The 17,844-nt window shown below is 69.0% G+C and carries 14 protein-coding genes; 7 read left to right on the forward strand and 7 right to left on the reverse strand.

Annotated elements, in window-relative coordinates:
- Positions 1-146: 146 nt before the first annotated feature.
- The 4 genes from C3B71_RS01010 to C3B71_RS01025 all read left to right on the forward strand — a co-directional run bounded on the left by C3B71_RS01010 (position 147) and on the right by C3B71_RS01025 (position 4,866).
- Positions 147-1,547: an amidohydrolase family protein gene (locus C3B71_RS01010; protein ID WP_181574853.1), complete on the forward strand. Its 1,401-nt coding sequence runs from the start codon at positions 147-149 to the stop codon at positions 1,545-1,547.
- Positions 1,548-1,865: 318 nt separating this feature from the next.
- Positions 1,866-2,615, forward strand: coding sequence for a hypothetical protein (locus C3B71_RS01015; RefSeq protein WP_111890644.1), 750 nt, complete (start codon positions 1,866-1,868; stop codon positions 2,613-2,615).
- Complete coding sequence (locus C3B71_RS01020) at positions 2,612-3,367, forward strand: hypothetical protein (RefSeq protein ID WP_108965497.1); 756 nt, start codon at positions 2,612-2,614, stop codon at positions 3,365-3,367. Before C3B71_RS01015 ends, C3B71_RS01020 begins: the two co-directional genes overlap by 4 nt.
- Positions 3,368-3,441: 74 nt before the next feature.
- Positions 3,442-4,866: an amidohydrolase gene (locus C3B71_RS01025; RefSeq protein WP_234416009.1), complete on the forward strand. Its 1,425-nt coding sequence runs from the start codon at positions 3,442-3,444 to the stop codon at positions 4,864-4,866.
- Positions 4,867-4,985: 119 nt separating this feature from the next.
- Here the strand turns inward: C3B71_RS01025 and C3B71_RS01030 are convergent, their stop codons facing one another.
- Both C3B71_RS01030 and C3B71_RS01035 read right to left on the reverse strand, forming a co-directional pair.
- On the reverse strand, positions 4,986-6,737 hold the full coding sequence (locus tag C3B71_RS01030) for a DUF885 domain-containing protein (RefSeq protein WP_108965499.1): 1,752 nt from the start codon (positions 6,735-6,737) through the stop codon (positions 4,986-4,988).
- Between the two features lie 457 nt (positions 6,738-7,194).
- Positions 7,195-7,995 carry a TrmB family transcriptional regulator gene (locus C3B71_RS01035; RefSeq protein ID WP_108965501.1) on the reverse strand — a complete coding sequence of 267 codons (801 nt, stop codon included), beginning with the start codon at positions 7,993-7,995 and terminating at the stop codon, positions 7,195-7,197.
- Positions 7,996-8,332: 337 nt separating this feature from the next.
- Here C3B71_RS01035 and C3B71_RS01040 point away from each other — a divergent pair, with 337 nt between their 5' ends.
- Positions 8,333-8,749, forward strand: coding sequence for a DUF2000 domain-containing protein (locus C3B71_RS01040; RefSeq protein ID WP_159097599.1), 417 nt, complete (start codon positions 8,333-8,335; stop codon positions 8,747-8,749).
- Positions 8,750-8,960: 211 nt separating this feature from the next.
- Here the strand turns inward: C3B71_RS01040 and C3B71_RS01045 are convergent, their stop codons facing one another.
- Complete coding sequence (locus tag C3B71_RS01045) at positions 8,961-10,616, reverse strand: Na+/H+ antiporter NhaC family protein (RefSeq protein WP_234416011.1); 1,656 nt, start codon at positions 10,614-10,616, stop codon at positions 8,961-8,963.
- 172 nt (positions 10,617-10,788) lie between these two features.
- Between C3B71_RS01045 and nrdF the strand changes: the two genes are divergently transcribed.
- Together nrdF and C3B71_RS15720 are read left to right on the forward strand one after the other, a co-directional pair.
- Positions 10,789-11,763 carry a class 1b ribonucleoside-diphosphate reductase subunit beta gene (gene nrdF / locus C3B71_RS01050; RefSeq protein ID WP_092610757.1) on the forward strand — a complete coding sequence of 325 codons (975 nt, stop codon included), beginning with the start codon at positions 10,789-10,791 and terminating at the stop codon, positions 11,761-11,763.
- A gap of 59 nt (positions 11,764-11,822) precedes the next feature.
- Positions 11,823-12,911, forward strand: a complete 1,089-nt coding sequence (locus C3B71_RS15720; protein ID WP_159097600.1) for a hypothetical protein — start codon at positions 11,823-11,825, stop codon at positions 12,909-12,911.
- Between the two features lie 3 nt (positions 12,912-12,914).
- Here the strand turns inward: C3B71_RS15720 and C3B71_RS01065 are convergent, their stop codons facing one another.
- From C3B71_RS01065 to C3B71_RS01080, 4 genes are all read right to left on the reverse strand, one after another.
- Positions 12,915-13,379 (reverse strand): hypothetical protein, encoded by a 465-nt coding sequence (locus tag C3B71_RS01065; protein WP_108965511.1) that lies wholly within the window; start codon positions 13,377-13,379, stop codon positions 12,915-12,917.
- A 66-nt stretch (positions 13,380-13,445) separates the two neighbouring features.
- A complete protein-coding gene (locus C3B71_RS01070; protein ID WP_108965513.1) occupies positions 13,446-14,624 on the reverse strand; it encodes an ABC transporter ATP-binding protein in 1,179 nt (392 codons plus the stop codon).
- A 98-nt stretch (positions 14,625-14,722) separates the two neighbouring features.
- Entirely contained in the window at positions 14,723-16,471 is a 1,749-nt protein-coding gene (locus C3B71_RS01075; RefSeq protein WP_108965515.1) for an ABC transporter permease, read from the reverse strand.
- A gap of 133 nt (positions 16,472-16,604) precedes the next feature.
- Positions 16,605-17,783 (reverse strand): ABC transporter substrate-binding protein, encoded by a 1,179-nt coding sequence (locus tag C3B71_RS01080; RefSeq protein ID WP_325048213.1) that lies wholly within the window; start codon positions 17,781-17,783, stop codon positions 16,605-16,607.
- Positions 17,784-17,844 lie beyond the last annotated feature (61 nt).

A 17,844-nucleotide genomic window follows, 5' to 3' on the forward strand; every position in this document is an offset into this window, starting at 1 on the left:
CCTGGAACGAAGCTTCGGAGAGGCGCACATGAGTTGGATTAATGCTGCCGGCCTCACGGTTGCCCAAGGGTGGACGCTGGTCGTCCCGCCGCGGCTTTAAGCGCTGCTGCGTCTCTCCCCATTCACCCAGGCACTCAGGAGGCTCCATGACGGACTGGATCACCCCACCTACCGACGGCGGGGAGCGACTAGACGGCACCGGCCCGGCCCTGCTGACCGCCGACCGCGTACTGACCGGACGCCGCGGCGACGCCGTCGGCAGCCTCGAGGCCATCGGTGAGGACGACCCCGCCGGCGGCGCCGTCTTCATCGACGGCGCCCGTATTCGCGCCGTCGGACCCACCGCGGAGCTGACCGCCCGACTCGGTGAGCTGGCCGAAGCGGCCGGGACCACGCCCGCGCAGGTGCGCCGTGTCGACCTGCCCGGCGCCACCCTCATGCCCGGGCTCATCGAGACGCACGCCCACCTGCCCACCTCCGGCACGGACGTGGAGTACCCCGACTACGGGGAGCATGACGTCGCTCGGCTCGCGCTGAACGCCGCCCGCTCGGCCCGGGAGCTGCTGTCCCTCGGCGTCACCAGCGCGCAGAGCCTGGGCGCCCGCCACTACGTGGACGTCGCCCTGCGCGACGCCATCGACAACGGCGACCTGCGCGGGCCCCGCATCACCGCCGCCGGGCCACAGATCACCGTCACCGCAGGCCACGCCCACCACGCCGGGGGTGAAGTGGACGGCCTGGACGACATCCGCCACCAGGTGCGGCTCCACCACAAGCGGGGCGTCGACACCATCAAGGCGATGGCCACCGGCGGCTTCACCACCTCCGGCTCGGTGCCCTGGATGGCCCAGTTCAGCCAGGAGGAACTCACCGTCATGTTCGCCGACGCCCACCGCCTGGGCAAGTGGACCGCAGCCCACGCCCACGGAACCCAGGGCATCGAGCGGGCGGTGCGCGCCGGCGTCGACTACCTCGCCCACGCCTCCTTCATCAGCCCAGCCGCCCGCTCCGAACCCGACCCGCGGCTGGCCGACGAGATCGCCGCCGCCGGCGTCTACGTGGACTGCACCATCACCGCCGAACTGCCCCGGCTGATCGCCCGCGACGACGTCTTCGCCCCGCCCGCGCGCATGCTGTGGGAGCACGGCGTGAGAATCGTCGCCGGGCACGACGCCGGCATCCCCGGTGTTCCGAACCGCGGCTACGTCGGTGGCCTGGAGGCGCTGGAGTACGTCGGTCTGCCCCGGACGGAGGTGCTGCTCGCCGCCACCTCGCGGGCGGCCGCCGGCATCGGCCTGGCGGGCGTGACCGGCGTGCTCGCCCCCGACTTCGACGCCGACCTGATCGCCGTCGCCGGTGATCCACGCACCGGGCTGGGCGTCCTGCGCGACTTGCGACTGGTGGTCAGCCGGGGACGCGAGTTCATCCCCGACCGCATACCCGGGCTCGCACACCGCACCGACCTCGACGCCTTCACCGGGCCGGGCGCGGTGCTCGGCGCCTGGCGGAACCGGGACGTGCTGCGCGCCCGCCACCCGGAGGTCTGAGGCGTGTCCGCGTCCGTGCCGCCCGGGCGGGTGCCCGAACACTGGGGAGCCGGAGCCGCCGGTGCCCTGGACCGGCTGCGGGGTCGGAGGCGGTCTCGGGCACACTTTGGAGCCGCATGGTGCTGTCAACAGGTGCTGTGCTCGCGACAAGTGCGGCGTTTGGTTACGAGAAATGGTGGCGTAGAGATAGGCTCCTGGACAGGTTGGAACTCGGACGCGGGCTAGGGCGTGTTGCTCGGCAAAGAGCTTCCCTGCCGAGGTCATGAGGTTCCGGAAGGGAGGGCGGCGGTGCGCATGGCGTTGAGTCGCGTCCCCGGTATGACGGTCACCGACCTCATTCCGGTCAACGAGGATGATCCAGGGGGTTCCAACGACTCGCAGTGGGGACGGGCGCAGGTTTTGGTCAAGCACAACACGGTAGACAACCCCAACATTGTCGTCAACGAGTACATCGCCAACAGAATCGCGATTGCCCTGGGCATCCCCACGCCCCTCGGTGACCTCTGGTTCGACCCGTCGGCCGGCGAACCGGCATGGGTTGTCGCCGAGATCGGAGAGCCGGGAAACCACTTCCCGCCTCCGCAGGAGGCCGCGTTGCTCAGCATCCCTGAGGAGACGCGGGCCCTCATGGAGGCTTTTGATGCACTGATTTACAACACTGACCGTCACGAGGAGAACATCCTGGCCGACAACGATGGCCACGCCTGGGTCGTTGATCATGACGGGGCTCTTTTCGGCAACATCAAGGGCAACAGAGCGACAGGGCTGCTGAGTACCAAGGGTCGTTATGACTACGACCCGATGGGCTTCTGGGGGAAGCTGCCTGCGACGTCGGAAGCCAGGGAACGTGCCATCGCCCATATCCGAGCGGGCCTTGCGTTGTCGGCCATCGAGTCGCCCGTGTGGCACCTGTATAACCTCGGACTGCTGCGTGCACCCGAGCGTCAGGCTGTCATCGAGTCCTTGTCTGACCGTCGTGCCATGATTGGGTCTATAGTCCGACGGCGGCCCGGAGCTGCCGTTGGCAAGCAGGGCCTGCTCACCGATGAGGGAGGCGACTTTGAATGACTGAGCTGTACACCGTGAAACACCTGGCCGACCGCGTCGCCAACGAGCCGCGTAACGTCGGCGTCATCGCGACGACCGGTCACGACCCGAGCTCTCGTGTTGCCCTACGGTTCCTCGGGATCGACCTGGACGGCACCGCGGCGCGCAAACCGTTGCCGGGTGTCAGCAAGGATGTCTACATCAGCTGGGTTGACTACTTCCGTTCTAAGACGCGGTCCGGACGCTGGGAGGACATAGCCCGGGCGCATCGCCGTCGGCCACAGGACTTCTACCTGGAACATGCCCTCACCATCCTCGACAGTGACAACGTTGAGCGTCTGGCGGACGAGTACTTCCCCCGGCTGGTCCAGACGGCGGCGAAAAAACGGAGGTCGTCGGAGGTCATGCGTCAGCAGGTGGATGACGTCTTCCGTGAACTCGGCTTGGCTCCGGACAGGAACGTTCCTATTGAGGCGCATGTCAATGACAAGAATGTTCGCGTCTCGTTCGGATACGCCCTGTCGGGCGACAGGCCGGTACTCTTCGACGTGCTGCCGACTCACGGTCTAGGGGCGAATGGCCAGGCGTTCGCCTATCGGACGATGGTGGCGCAAAAGGCGGAGGTTAGTAAGGACTTCGCGGCATTCATCGACCTGGAGAATGTCTCCGACGAACAGGACCTGAGGGCAGTGGAGAGCGTAGCGACTGTCATCGATCCGGTCGGGGACTTTGCCGGGTCTGTGGAGACGGTTGCCGCACTGACTCGGGCGTGAGCGCATCCCGTTGGTCGTGGCTGGCGGTCGGAAGGCCGTAGCGGGGGCGGCCTGGCCGCGGCACAATCAGCGCCATGAATCGCCCCGTCCGCGACCTCAGTCGGCCCACCACGCCCTGCTCCGCCGTGCAGACACGCATGGCCGAGGAGACCGCCGCCCGGGCCGCCGTGGCCGGTCCCGCCCCCGCCCTGCCCGAGGACGTCGGTGCCGCGGCCGAGTTGCGCGCCGAATTGGGCGAGGTCGTCGACTCCCTTGCGCCGGAGCTCGTGGCCCTGTCCCAGGATCTGCACGCCCACCCCGAGGTGGGGCACGCCGAACACCACGCCGTCGCCGCCGTCGCCGAACTGCTGCGTGCCCACGGCATCATCCCGAGCCTGGGCGTGTACGGCATGGACACCGCCTTGCGCGCGGAAATCGGCGCCGACGCCGCAGCGCACGGGGAGCAGCGAGACTCCGAGGCGCCGCGGCCGCCCGGCGGCAGTCACCCCCACGCCCCGACCATGGCGATCCTGGCGGAGTACGACGCCCTGCCCGGCGTCGGCCACGGCTGCGGGCACAACGTCATGTGCGCCAACTCGGTGGGCGCCTTCCTCGCCCTGGCCGAACTCTCACGCCGTCGCCCCGGCGTCCTGCCCGGCCGCGTCATCCTGCAGACCACCCCGGCCGAGGAGTCCGACACCGCCAAGGAGATCCTCGCCCAGCGCGGCATGCTCGTCGGTGTCGACGCCGCCATCCAGACCCATTCCTACGCCCACGACCTGGCCGACCAGACCTGGCTGGGCGTGCGCCGCATGAGCGCCGTGTACACCGGCATCCCCTCCCACGCCTCCTCCCAGCCCTTCATGGGCCGCAACGCCCTGGACGCCGCCACCCTGGCGCTGACCGGCCTGGGGCTGCTGCGCCAGCAGATCCTGCCCATGGACCGGGTCCACGCCGTCGTCGACGACGGCGGGCGGGTCGCCAACGTGATTCCCGAGCGCGCGGAGCTCAACCTCATGGTCCGCTCCAAGTACCCCGAGACGCTCAAGGACCTGGTGGGGCGCGTGGAGGACCTGCTGCGCGGGGCGGCGCTCATGACCGGCACGGGGGTGGAGATCATCACCGACCCCAACACCAATGAGATGCCGGTGCGCTCCAACGGCCCGCTGCTGCAGGCCTGGGTGCGTTCCCAGCGGGAGCGCGGCCGCGACCCGCTGCCCGCCGGGGTGGTGTCGGAGACCGTCGCGGCGGGCACCGACTTCGGCAACGTGTCGCTGCGTGTGCCCGGTATCCACCCGCTGATCAAGGTCACCGACCGCGACGACGTCGCCCTGCACACCCGCGAGATGGCCGCGGCCGCCGGCTCGCCCACCGGTGACGCCGCGGCCGTCGACGGCGCATACGGGCTGGCCGCCGTCGCCCTGGACTGGTTGCACGACGCCGGCCTGCGCGACGCCGTGCGCGCCGACTTCGAGGCCGCTGGCGGGGCCGTGGATGTGGCCGGATTCTGGGGGGAGTGAGCCGGGGCGAGGCCGCGCCATGGCAGCGCGCCCCTGGCGGGTCGGCCGCAGCCAGGCGCAGCCGACCCGCCACGGTGCGTGCGGCAGGCCCGGGTCCCGGCCCACGGCGGCGCGTCGACCTAGTCGGCCAGCGCCTCGCGCATGACATCCAGGCCCACGCTGCCCAGCCGCAGCGCCCGCATGTGGAAGTCCTTCAGGGACTCACCGCGGACCAGTGCCTCGTCGCGGGTCGCCTCCCACAGCCGCTGGCCGACCGCGTAGGAGGGCGCCTGCCCCGGAAAGCCCAGGTAGCGGTCCAGCTCGAAACGTAGGAAGGACTCGGTCATCGCCACGTTGTGGCGCAGGAAGGCCCAGGCCGAGTCGGCGTCCCAGACGCCGTCGCCGACGCCGGGCAGCTCGGCCAGCTCCGGCGGGCGCCGCTTGCCCAGGTGCACGCCGATGTCCAGCGCCACGCGGGCGGCCCGCAGCCGCTGGGAGTCGAGCACGCCCATGCGGTCGCCCGGGTCGTCCTGGAAGCCGAGGTCCGCCATCAGTTGTTCGGCGTACAGGGCCCAGCCCTCGCCGTGACCGCTGACCCAGCAGGCCAGGCGGCGCCAGGCGTTGAGCTCGTCGCGCACATAGGTCTGCATGCCGACCTGGAGGTGGTGGCCGGGCACGCCCTCGTGGAAGACGGTGGTGCGCTCCTGCCAGGCGGCGAAGGTGTCGGTTCCCTCCGGCACGGACCACCACATGCGGCCCGGCCGGGTGAAGTCGTCGCTCGGACCCGTGTAGTAGATGCCGCCGGTGGCCGACGGCGCGATGCGGCACTCCAGGGTGCGCAGCGGGGCGGGGATGTCGAAGTGGGTGCCGTCCAGGGCGGCGATGGCATCATCCGCGGTGCGCTGCATCCATGCCTGCAGGGCGGCGGTGCCGTGGATGGTGCGCGCCGGATCGGCATTGAGCCGGTCCATCGCCTCGCGTACGCTCACGCCCTCGCCGTACAGCCGGGCGGCGATCGCCTGCTGCTCGGCGTCGATGGCGGCCAGGCGCTCGCGACCCCACTCGTACGTCTCATCCAGGTCAACCACGGCGCCCAGGAACTCGCGGCTGAAGCGGGCGTAGCGCTCGCGGCCCACGCCGTCCACCTCGCCGGCGAGCGGCGCGATCTGTTCGCCCAGGAAGCCGGCGATGCGGCCGTAGGCGGCGCGGGCCTGCGCCGAGGCCGCGCGCAGGTCCTCCTGCAGCGACTCGGGCAGGGGAGTGCCGTCTGCGGTGGTGGCGGCGTCGATGAGCGCCGTGTAGGAACTGGAGGACTCCGCCGCCTGGGTGCGGGCCTGGCCGATGCAGGCCTCGACCTGGCGCCGGGCGGCCACGTCGCCGCGGCTCGCGGCCAGGCGCAGCGAGTCCGCGTACTCCTCCAGGGCGCGGGGCACGTCGCGCAGGCAGGCGGCGAAGTCCGCCCAGTCGGCCTCGGTGGCGGTGGGCAGGTTATCGAACAGGTCCCGCAGGTTCTGGATGGGAGAGTCGATGTTGTCCAGGCGGCGCAGCGCCTCACCGGCCTCGGCCGCCTCAATGGATACACCCAGCCGCTCGCGCATGGCGGCCACGGTGACGCGGTCGACCGCGTCGACCGGGGCGACCTGCTCCAGTTCGGCGAGCGTGCGCCGGTCCAGGTCGGTCAGTGCGTCGAGCGCCTCGGGGGAGTAGCCGTCCAACTCGCCGCGGCGGCCGGGCAGACCCACCGACACGGCGAACTCGGGGGACAGGTCCGCAAGGCTCTCCACGTAGCGCTCGGCAACGGCATCGACGGGGGTAGGACGGCGGACGGAGCCGCCGACGGGCTGGGCCGCAGTGGGCGTCGCGGACGGGATGTCGGAGGGAGTCTCGGTCATGGGCTGAGATTAGGGCATAGGGCGGCGGTGCCTGCGCCTCGACGAACTCGCGGGGGCTGCAGCGTCGCGGATGGTGAGGCTCCGTCTGGTGAACTGGGTGGAACTGGGAACCGTGGCGGGCGCGGGAGCGGGGCGGCTCGCCTCTTCAGACGGGACTCGGACCTCTCTAGGTGGCGCATTGAAGCGGTGTTGCACGCAACGGCGCCGCGACGATTCCGTGGGAGGGCGAGTTTTCGCTGGAATCTCGCTGTTCCTGTGTTCTGCTGGATAACCGTGAGTAGGCTCCAGTGTGCAACGAGGACCTCGCTGCACACTGGAGCGAGGCCACGTGTTTGTGCCGGCGATTGTTTTCCGCATGATTCTGCGGTTCTTCCTCCCAGGTGCTGAGCCGTTGCGTGCAACGCTCTCGCTGGCAGAGTCGGCCCGGGTGGCAAGCGCTTGGCGCCCCGGTGCTTGATCAGTTGAGGGGTGCGTACTTGTCCCTCAGTTTCTGGAGGCTGGGGCCGAAACTGCGTTCCAGGATGTCCCCGTGGCGGGCCAGCATCTCCAACTTGTACAGGTCGTGCCGCACGAGCTCGGTCACGGGCACCACCAGGCCGGGGTGGCTGGTCCAGGCGGCGCGCGAGTGCGCTCCGGCGGAGACGTTCCCGGCCACGAGTTCGTGGTCGTCGATCGAGACGACCACCCACCTGCCGCCCAGCCCGGCGGTGACGGTGTCCGTGGCGGGGTGGGGGTGGACGGTTGCACAGTCGAGCTCGATCTCGCCATAACCGACGATGATGATCTCCACGTCGCGGTCCGCGGCCCGACGCAGGCTGTCTTCCAGGGCGGGTACGTCCTGTGCCCACAGCTCGGCGAGGATGCGGTGCTGCGCGGCGGCGATGAGTCGGTTGGCCCGCTCAATAATGGCGGCACGTCCCTGAAGGTCCCAGATGGCGCCATCGTGGACGGCATCGGCCGCGAAGGCGGACAGTGAGGCCTCAGCGGCATCAAGATTGTCGTTGAAGCGGGAGCGCAGACGAGAGATGAGTTCGCGCGGGGGCAGGGGTGCGTACAGCTGCGGCTCGCCGCGCGAGACCTGGACGTAGTCGTCGGCGGCCAGAGAGGCGAGCACCTCGTAGATCTTGGAGCGGGCGATTCCCGCTCGCTTGGCGATGGCATACCCGGTTGCCGGCGCCTCCTCCAGCAGTGCCAGGTAGGCGCGGGACTCCCAGTCGGTCATCCCCAGTGCCTGCAACTGCTCCGCTACTGAAGCCATGATCCGCGTCCTCCGATCCTCAACCTGGTGCTGTGGCGGAGCTGACACCGCGCCCGCGCGGTGGCTAACGGTCGCGATGCATCGGCCGCAGTGTCTGCCGGTGCGTGACGTGCCTGAGCTGCTCGGGCGGCATCGAGTGCCCCAACCGGAAGCATAGTCACCCACTAACCTGATCGCATAGTTACCTAATGGGTGACTACTATGGTCTGCGTGGGTCGAGCCCGCCCTGGCGTTCACCGGAGGCCAACTTGGTCTCCCGCTTCACCCGCCCGTTCCGCGGACCGGATCAAACCCGTCCGCCAGCCGATATTCATCAATCCCTCTAAGGAGACCCGCCGTGAGCCAGCAGAACGCGACCAAACGCAAGATCGTCATCGTTATCGCCGATGGGACCACGGCGGCGAGGGCTGCCAACGCCTGCGCGCTGCTGGCACTGACTATCGGCGCCCGGCATCAGGACCTCATCGGTCCGGATACCCCCGATGCCGACGGACGTTTGCACGCCGGCATCTCCGACACCCCCGTTCCGGTACTGGTCGCCCCCGCGGAGCACCTGGCCGAACTCGCGCAGGCGCAACCGCCCATCGAGATCATCGGCTTCACTAAGACGGCGGCCGGGGCGCACACCTATGACAAGTACACCCGCGCGCTCGCGGCCGTTGCCTCCGCGGACCTGGAGTACCTCGCCGTGGCGCTCATCGGCCCGCGTGCGCAGGTCACCTCGCTGACCGGCTCCCTCCCGCTGTACCGCTGAGTCAATGGACTCCTCCGATTTGGAGGTGTGGCGAGTGGCTGTCGTCATCGGTTCAGGTGTGGGGGGCGGGCAGGTAGACCGACAAGCACCTGGCGGCGGTTGACGGTTTACGACCTTGGGGTGCGTTTTACTACCACCCCGGGGTAGTGAAACGCATCCCAAGGTCGTGATTCGACATCAAGGCCGCCGTGGAGCCCGATCTGGTGGGCCCTCAGGCCGAGGACGGCACCTCTTCATGCCCGTCGCCGGCCGCGGGCGCGGACGAGGCGTCGCTCGCCGGGCCGATTACCGGCAGCCACACGCGGACGGCGAGGGCGAAGCCCACCAGTGCGGCGACGGCGACAACAACTCCGAGCACCCCTGAACCCGTCGCCGAGAAGACCACGTATCCGAGCAGCGCCGCCGCCGCACTCACACCCGCGTAGGGCAGCTGCGTATTGACGTGCGTGATGTGGTTGCAGCCCGCGCCCGTGCTCGACAGGATTGTCGTGTCCGAGATCGGGGAGCAGTGATCGCCCCAGACGGCGCCCGCGAGAACGGCCCCGAACGCGGGGATCAGCAACTGGTCGCCGCCCGCGACCGCCCCCATAATCTCCCCGGCGATCGGCAGCAGAATGCCGAAGGAGCCCCAGGACGTGCCGGTTGCGAAGGCCATCGCCCCGGCCACGACGAACAGCATTGGAATGAGCCACCGCGCCGACACCGCGGTCGACTCGACCAGCGAGCCGAGGTAGGCGCCGGTACCGAGCTCGGAGATCAGCGAGCCGAGCATCCAGGCACACAGGAGGATCTTGATGGCCGGAAGCATCGAGCGGGCGCCCTCGACGACGCCCCTGGCGGCGGTCTTCGCCTCGAAGATCGGGTCTTCGTGGGTGAAGTGGAAGTAGTAGAAGGCGGCGGTTGCAAGCCCGAGTACGCCGCCGATGTTGAGGGCGAGGGCGACGTCGGTGTTGGCGAGCATGTCTAGGAGGGACCATGAGCTGGAGGCGTGGTGGCCCGTCCCCAGGATTCCGCCGACGACGCCGACCACCAGGACGGCGAAGGGCACAATGAGGGCGCGCATTGCACCCGGTTCGTGTCGCGGCAGAGAATCGGTGAGCTGGCCCGGGATCTGCTCATCGGGTGAGTACAGGCCGCCGGTGGCCACGGCGCGGCTCTCCTCGCGGCGCATCGGGCCGAAGTCGATCTCCAGGACGACGGTGATCCACAGCAGGGTCAGGGCGGCGATGGCGTAGTAGTTCATCCCTGCGGAGCGGATGAAGGCGCCGGCGTCAGAGACCTGGATGCCGACGGCCGCGACGATCGGCCCCATGATGCCGATGATTGACGCGCCCCAGCTCGAGAAGGGGGCGAGCACGGCCACGGGTGCGGAGGAGGAGTCGATCAGGTAGGCGAGCTTGGCCCGCGACACCCGCTGCCGGTCGGAGACAGGGCGGGCGACCTGCCCGACGGCCAGGGCGTTGAAGTAGTCGTCCACGAAGATCGCGGTTCCCAGCGCCGCCGCGAGCACCTGGGCGCCGCGGCGGGTGCGGACCCGCGTCATCGCCCACTCGGCGAAGGCCTGGGTGCCGCCGGACATCAGCACCAGGGAGGTGATGACGCCGAGCGTCAGGAGAAAGACCAGGATGAGGATGTAGTAGGAGTTGGGTGCTCCCTCCGACCAGAAGATCTGGGAGAAGGCCTCCCAGACCTTGGCCAGGGTGCTGAGGATGCCGCCATCGGCAACCAGGAAAGCGGCGGCAACAATGCCCACAGCCAGGGACGAGATGACCTTCTTCGTCCCAATGACCAGCGCAATCGCCAGAAGTGGCGGGACGAGGGACAGTACCGGGTAGGACTCGATCATCAACAGTTCCATTCGTTGCATGCCGGAAGGGCACCAGGCTAAGGCATCAGCAGTCCGGGTCTGCGGGAAGCCTCGCGCATTACGTGCATGCGTCGGCCCCGGCCGCGGGGCATCTCACGTCGGCGCGGCCGGGAGGGCGACGTCGTCGTCGGTAGCATGAGGGGCCTCAACTGAGCACACCCGGGAGGACCCCATGCCTGAGCCCATCAAGCTCATCGACCGCGTCCAGGCCATCAACTGGAACCGGCTCGTCGACGACAAGGACCTGGAGGTCTGGGACCGCCTCACCGGCAACTTCTGGCTCCCGGAGAAGGTGCCGCTGTCCAATGACGTCCAGTCCTGGGCCACGCTGAACCAGGCCGAGCAGAACATGACCACGCGCGTGTTCACCGGGCTGACCCTGCTGGACACCATCCAGGGGACCGTCGGCGCGGTCTCGCTGATCCCGGACGCCCGCACCCCGCACGAGGAGGCGGTGCTGACCAACATCGCCTTCATGGAGTCGGTGCACGCCCGCTCCTACTCCTCGATCTTCTCCACCCTGATCTCCACCACCGAGATCGACGAGGCCTTCCGCTGGAGCGAGGAGAACGAGAACCTGCAGCGCAAGGCCCGCATCATCCTCGACTACTACCGCGGCGACGACCCCGAGAAGCGCAAGGTCGCCTCCACCATGCTGGAGTCCTTCCTGTTCTACTCCGGCTTCTACGCCCCCATGTACTGGTCGGCGCACGCCAAGCTCACCAACACCGCCGACCTGATCCGCCTGATCATCCGCGACGAGGCCGTGCACGGCTACTACATCGGCTACAAGTACCAGCTGGCGGTGCGCGAGTCCTCCCCCGAGCGCCAGGCCGAGCTGAAGGACTACACCTTCGAGCTGCTCATGGAGCTGTACGACAACGAGGAGCAGTACACCGAGGACCTCTACGACGAGCTCGGCCTGACCGAGGACGTCAAGAAGTTCCTGCGCTACAACGCCAACAAGGCCCTGATGAACCTCGGCTATGAGGCGCTGTTCCCGGCCGACACCACCGACGTCAACCCGGCGATCCTCGCCTCGCTCTCGCCCAACGCGGACGAGAACCACGACTTCTTCTCCGGGTCCGGCTCCTCCTACGTCATCGGCACCGCCGAGGCCACCCAGGACGAGGACTGGGATTTCTAAGAACTGGGTTCTCTCCGGCCTCTGCGGATACTGGTGCGGCATCCCAGGTGGGGAATGAGATGAGCGAGCCCGCCGCGTCCGCCGCCGGTTCCCGGCCACGGGGGCGCGCGTGGCGTCTGCCCGGCGGTCGGGGCCTGTGGGCGGCCGTCATCTGCTGCCTGGTGGTGGTGACGGCGGTGACCCTGGCGGTGATCTCGTATAACTCGCCGCTGAGTCGGCTGAGCCGGCAGGTGGAGTCCTGGGCCGACGGCCAGGACGCCGTACTGACGGCGACGACGCAGCTCTATCCGGAGTGGCCTGAGCTGCTGCCGGAGCGCCTCGTGGTGGAGGCGGAGATCCGGCCCGATACCACCGCCGCCGAGGTCTGTGAACTGGCGGATCAGCTCAACGGATTATTCGAGCCCGAGGCCGGTGACGACATCCGCCGCGATCTCAGCCTGCGCCTGACCAGGAGCGGAACCAGCATCGTCTACGAGGACCAGTTGCTTTGGCCGCGATCGTCTGTGGGACGCGACTGGGAAGCGCCCCACTGCGCCCCGCTGGAGTACGCCTACGACTTGGCGGGCCCGGGCGTGGAGGAGATCGTCGCCCGCCCCGACTCCCTGCGGGTCACGCGCGCCGACGCCGACGCGGTCCCGACGGGCCTGGTTGCGCGCGCCCCCGCCGACGCCGGAACAAGGGCGACGGCCACGGATAATGTACGCGTGCGCGGCTGGCAGGTGGAGGTCAGGGCCGACTCGGATAAGACCGTGCCCACCGACGTCTTGGGTCCCGTCATGGAGGCGCTTCCGGCGAATGACGACGGCTCGGTTTGGCTGGACTCCCAGGGCGATACCGCAAGCGTTCGGCCCGCCGATTCAGTTGTCAGTCTGACCGCACGGTGGCTGGAGGACCAACCGGGCGGGCCGACGGTCGAGGAGCAGGCGGCGGCGGTGCTGGCTGCGGTAGAGGGAACGCCCGGGCTGGAGCTGGTCGGCATCTGCGCTTCTAAGTGGCTCGCCAACACGACGGACGATCCGGAATCCACAGGCAGTTGCGTGTACTTCGACCTCGACGCCGACGGCGCCATCGTCCCGGACACGCCCTATCCGCACGGGCTCGCCGACCCGGACGCCCTGTATGCGGCCGCGCAGGAGCGGCGCGGCTGAGCGCTAGCGGCGCAGCTTCACGGCGCAAGTCCCGCTGAAAGCCACCGATAAGAGCATCAGCGGCAGGCCCGGTCCGGCCTCGGCATTACCGACGGCGTCGCTGACGGAGCCGTGGCACGCGAACAATACCAGTGCGGTAAGTGCTGTCAGTGCGGCCATACCGCTGTCTACCTGCTCATTCTTTGCGCCTACGCGCATGGCCGCGCACAGCCAGAGTACTGCGGCCATCAGAGCTCCAATGACAGCATATGAACTAACTCCCTCGAATTGCTTCGATGCTTCAAGCATCCCCAAAAGAGTGAAGGCCTCCGCCTCGCGGCTGTAAAAGCACAGGTACCACGGACTGATCGCGGAGCCGACCATGCAGGCCAGGCCTGCGCACAGCAAGGCGATGCGCAGCGCTGCGTACAGGTATTCGAGCGTGATGGGATCGGTGCGGTCTTTTCTATCCTTCAGTGCGATTGCCACACCCGTAGATTACGGGATGGTGACGGGCGCTTGCACTGCGTGACCGGGGCGGCGAGGGCCAACGACTCACTCGCCGTCGTCGGGCAGCACCCAGGCGCGGGAGGGGGCGAAGCTGACGCGCACGGCGTCGCCCTCGGCGTGCACGGCGCTGACGTCCGGGTCGGACTCCAGGCAGACGATGGTGCCGACCTGCGTCTCGACCTCGTACTCCACGTGGTCGCCGTAGAAGACGGCCGACAGCACGCGGCCCATGTCGCCCACGAGCTCGCCCGCGTCGGCGGCCTTTCCGGCAGCGTCGTAAGGCTCCAGGTGCACCGACTCCGGGCGCACCACCACGGTGACGGCGTCCCCATCGCGCACGTCCGCATGGCAGGCGGCCTCGATGCCGCGTCCCAGCACCTGCACGCCGCAATTGCCCGCGAAAACGCCACGTGCCGTCGCCTGCAGGAAGTTGGCCCGGCCGATAAAGTCCGCCACGAAGGTGGAGGCGGGCCGCCGGTAGATCTCCTCCGGCGTGGCCACCTGCTCGATCCGCCCCGCGTTCATCACCACGATCCGGTCGGACATGGTCATCGCCTCGGACTGGTCGTGGGTGACGTAGATCGAGGTGATGCCCATGCGCTGCTGCAGACGGCGGATCTCCAGGCGCATGCGCACGCGCAGCTTCGCGTCCAGGTTGGACAGCGGCTCGTCGAACAGCAGTACCTTGGGCTGCACCACCATGGCGCGCGCCAGTGCCACGCGCTGCTGCTGGCCGCCCGAGAGCTCATTGGGGGCGCGGTCCGCCAGCGAGGTCAGGTTCATGGACGTCAGTGCCACGTCCACCTGCTCGCGCATCTCCTCCGCGGGCACGCGCCGCAGCTTCAGGCCGTAGCCGACGTTGTCGCGCACGGACAGGTGCGGGAACAGGGCGTAGGACTGGAACACCATGGACATGGGGCGCCGGTTGGGTGGCAGCGAGACCATGTTCTGCCCGTCGAGGATCACCTGCCCCTCGGTGGCGTTCTCGAAGCCGGCGATCATGCGCAGGGTGGTGGTCTTGCCGCAGCCGGAGGGGCCCAGGAAGGTGATGAACTCGCCGGGGGCGACGTCGAGGCTCACCCCGTGCACGGCGTACACGTCCTTGCCGCGGCCCGAGAACACCTTGACGACGTCGCGCAGCTCGAGGTGCCCGGTGGGGGCGTCCTTCTCGGTGGTTGAGCGCTCGGAGCGGTCGGTCGACGTGGAGGTGGCGGAAGTGGTCATGTGGGAGCCTCCTTGGCTCTCGCCCCGCTGGCCGGGGCGTGGGTGGCTGGGTGGGTGAGTTCGGGGCCGACGACGCCGCGCGGCCCGGCGGGGGCCGCTCAGCGCGGCTCGCGTCCCGCGCCGGTGCCGCGTATGAGCAGGTTCAGGCCGCCGATCACGGTCATGACGATCAGGATCAGGATGGTGCAGAAGGCGAAGGCGTTGCCGAAGCGGCCCGCGTCCACCTCCGCCAGGATCTGCGAGGTCATGATCTTGGTGTGCGGGGTGGTGATGAAGATGATTGGGGACAGCGTCGTCATGGAGCGGGCGAAGGCGTAGACCAGACCGGTCAGGAACGCCGGCCGGATCAGCGGCAGCGTGACCCGCAGGAAGGTCTGTGCGCCCGAGGCGCCCAGCGAGGTCGAGGCCTCGTCGATGGCCTTGTCGATCTGCTGCAGGGAGGCGATGCCGGAGCGCTGCCCGGCGGGCATGGAGCGCGCCACGTACACCATGACGATGGCCATGGCGCCGCCCGCGATGGCGCCGCCGCCGGCGAGCGGGGCGATGATGTTGACGCCGAACAGGGCCACCGGCCGGTTGAAGGTCACCAGGTAGCCGATACCGATGACCGTGCCCGGCACGGCCAATCCCAGCATGCCCAGGAAGTCGATCAGGGCGGCGCCGCGGCGCATCCGCACCACCACCAGCCAGGCCACGAGCATGCCCAGAATGCCCGCGATCGGGGTGGCGATCAGGGCCAGGATCGTGGTGTCGATCATCGACTCGTTGCCGATGCCGGACAACAGGTACTCGAAGTGCCGCAGCGTAAAGGAGTTGTTCACGCCGAGGATCTCCACGAAGGCACCCACCACCACGGCCGCGTACACCGTCACCACCAGCGCCAGCACCGCCACGGAGACGGCCAGCAGCGGGATGCGGGCCACGTTGGCGCGCAGCAGCTCGAAGGAGCCGGTCGGTTTGCCCGTCACCGTCACCGTGGAGGACCGGCCCGACCAGTACCGCTGCAGCAGGAACACCAGCAGGGAGGGCACCAGCAGCACCAGGGAGTAGGCGGCGCCCGCCGCGGTGTTGTACTCGCCGTTGATGGCGATGTAGGCGCGCGAGGCCAGCACCGTGTAGTCCCCGCCGATCACCAGCGGGTTCGCCAGGTCGGCGATGGCCTCGGTGAACAGCAGCAGGAAGGAGGCGCCCAGGCCCGGCACCACCATCGGCAGCGTCACCGTGCGGAACACCGTGAACTTGGAGGCGCCCAGGGATGCGGCCGCCTCCTCCATGGACGGGTCGAGGCTGCGCAGCATGCCCACCAGGTTCATGTAGGCGACCGGGAAGAATGACAGCGACAGCACCAGGGTCAGCCCCGGCAGGCCGTAGATGTTCCACTCCTGCCCCAGCAACTGGGTGGAGATGATGCCGTTGCGCCCGAACAGGGTGATCGACGCCGTCGCCACCGCGAAGGGCGGGGAGACCACCGGCAGCAGGCAGATCAGGTGGAACAGGCGCTTGCCGCGGAAGGCCACCCGCACCTGCACGTAGGCCAGCAGGAAGCCCACCAGGGTGCCGACGGTCCCCACCACCGTGCCCAGCACGAGCGTGTTCAGGACTGTGGCCCGGTTGGTGCGGGAGGAGACGAGCTTGCTGAGCACGGTCAGCCCGTCCGCGGACAGCGCCTCGCCCAGGACGCGGCCCAGCGGCAGCAGTACCAGGAAAACGAGGACCAGGAGGACGACGACGAGGATCGTCGTCGTCACCGGGTCCTGCTTGACCCGGGTGCGGCCGCGGGCGGAGCTCTTGGCGGGAGGTGTCTGGGTGAGGGAGGCGGCGGTCAAAGGGGGCGCGCTTGAGGTCATGGGTGGTCCTCGGCTGGGTCTGGCGGGGAGTGGTCGATGGCGGCCGTCCCGGTTGAGGCGGACGCATGGGGCGGTGTGGCCGGTGCGGGCTACCACGCTGGTGTCCGCACCGGCCGACGACCGGGTGCCGGGCTTACTCCTTGGGCTCGGCGGCGATCTCCTCGTCGAAGCGGGCGGTCAGGTCGGGCTTCGCGGCGGCTGCCGCCGCGAAGTCGTAGTCGATCAGGTTGATGTCGTCCAGGTTCGCCATCTTGTCGCTGGTGTCGGCGTCGGGGTTGGTCAGCACCTGGTAGGAGCCCACGGTCTGGCCGACGTTCTGCCCCTCGGCGGAGATGGCGAAGTCGATGTAGGCCTGGGCCGCCGCCTTGTGGCTGGACCCGGCCACCAGGGCGACGCCGCCGACCTCGTAGCCGGTGCCCTCCTCGGGGAAGGAGACGACCAGGTCCGTCATGCCCTCCTCCTGGTACTTCACGCAGTCGTGGGAGAAGACCAGGCCGACGGCGGCCTCACCGCGCCCGGCGATCTGGCCGGGGGCGGTGCCGGACTTGGAGTACTGCAGCACGTTGTTGTGCAGCTGCGCCATGTACTCCATGCCGGCGTCCTCGCCGCCCAGGCGCGTGACCTGGGTCCACAGGGTGGTGAAGGCCGTCCCGGAGGTGGAGGGGTGGGCCACGGAGACCTGACCCTTCAGGGCCGGGTCGAGCAGGTCGTCCCAGGAGTTGGGGACGTCCACGCCCAGCTTGTCCAGCTGGGTCTGGTTGGAGCAGAAGCCGAGCGCGCCGATGTAGACGCCGGTCCAGTTGCCGTCGGGGTCCTTGTACTCGTCGGGAATCTTGGCGGCCTCGGGGAGGTGTAGGCCTCGATCAGGCCCTGGTTGACGGCCTCGCCGTAGCCGTCCACGGGGCCGCCGTGCCAGACGTCGAACTCGGGGTTGTCCTTGGCAGAGGCCAGGCGGGCGACGGTCTCGCCCGAGGACAGGCGCACGTAGGTGGCCTTGATGCCGGTCTGCTCGGTGAACTTGTCGGTCCACGCCTGGCACAGATCCTCCATCGCGCCGCAGGCGACGGTGATCGGGCCCTCGTCGGAGCCGGCGGCGGAGGAATCGGAGTCGGTGGAGCCGGCACAGCCGGACAGGGCGAGTCCGCCGGCCATGACGGCTGCTAGCAGCGCGGTGCCGTATCGCGAGAAAGTACGCATGGGAATGCCTTTCGGGAAGTGTTGGCGCAGCTGTGCGCCAAGTCACCACCATGATGCCGGGCGCGAACGACGGCGGCGATGGAATGACGATCGCGAACTGTGACAGCGGTGTCATTTTTGTGGACCGCGCGGACTCGCCAAGATCGGTTGAAATAACCACCGAGATCGGTTGAAGT

This window comes from Actinomyces sp. Z16, assembly GCF_003111765.1.
Lineage (GTDB): Bacteria > Actinomycetota > Actinomycetes > Actinomycetales > Actinomycetaceae > Actinomyces > Actinomyces glycerinitolerans.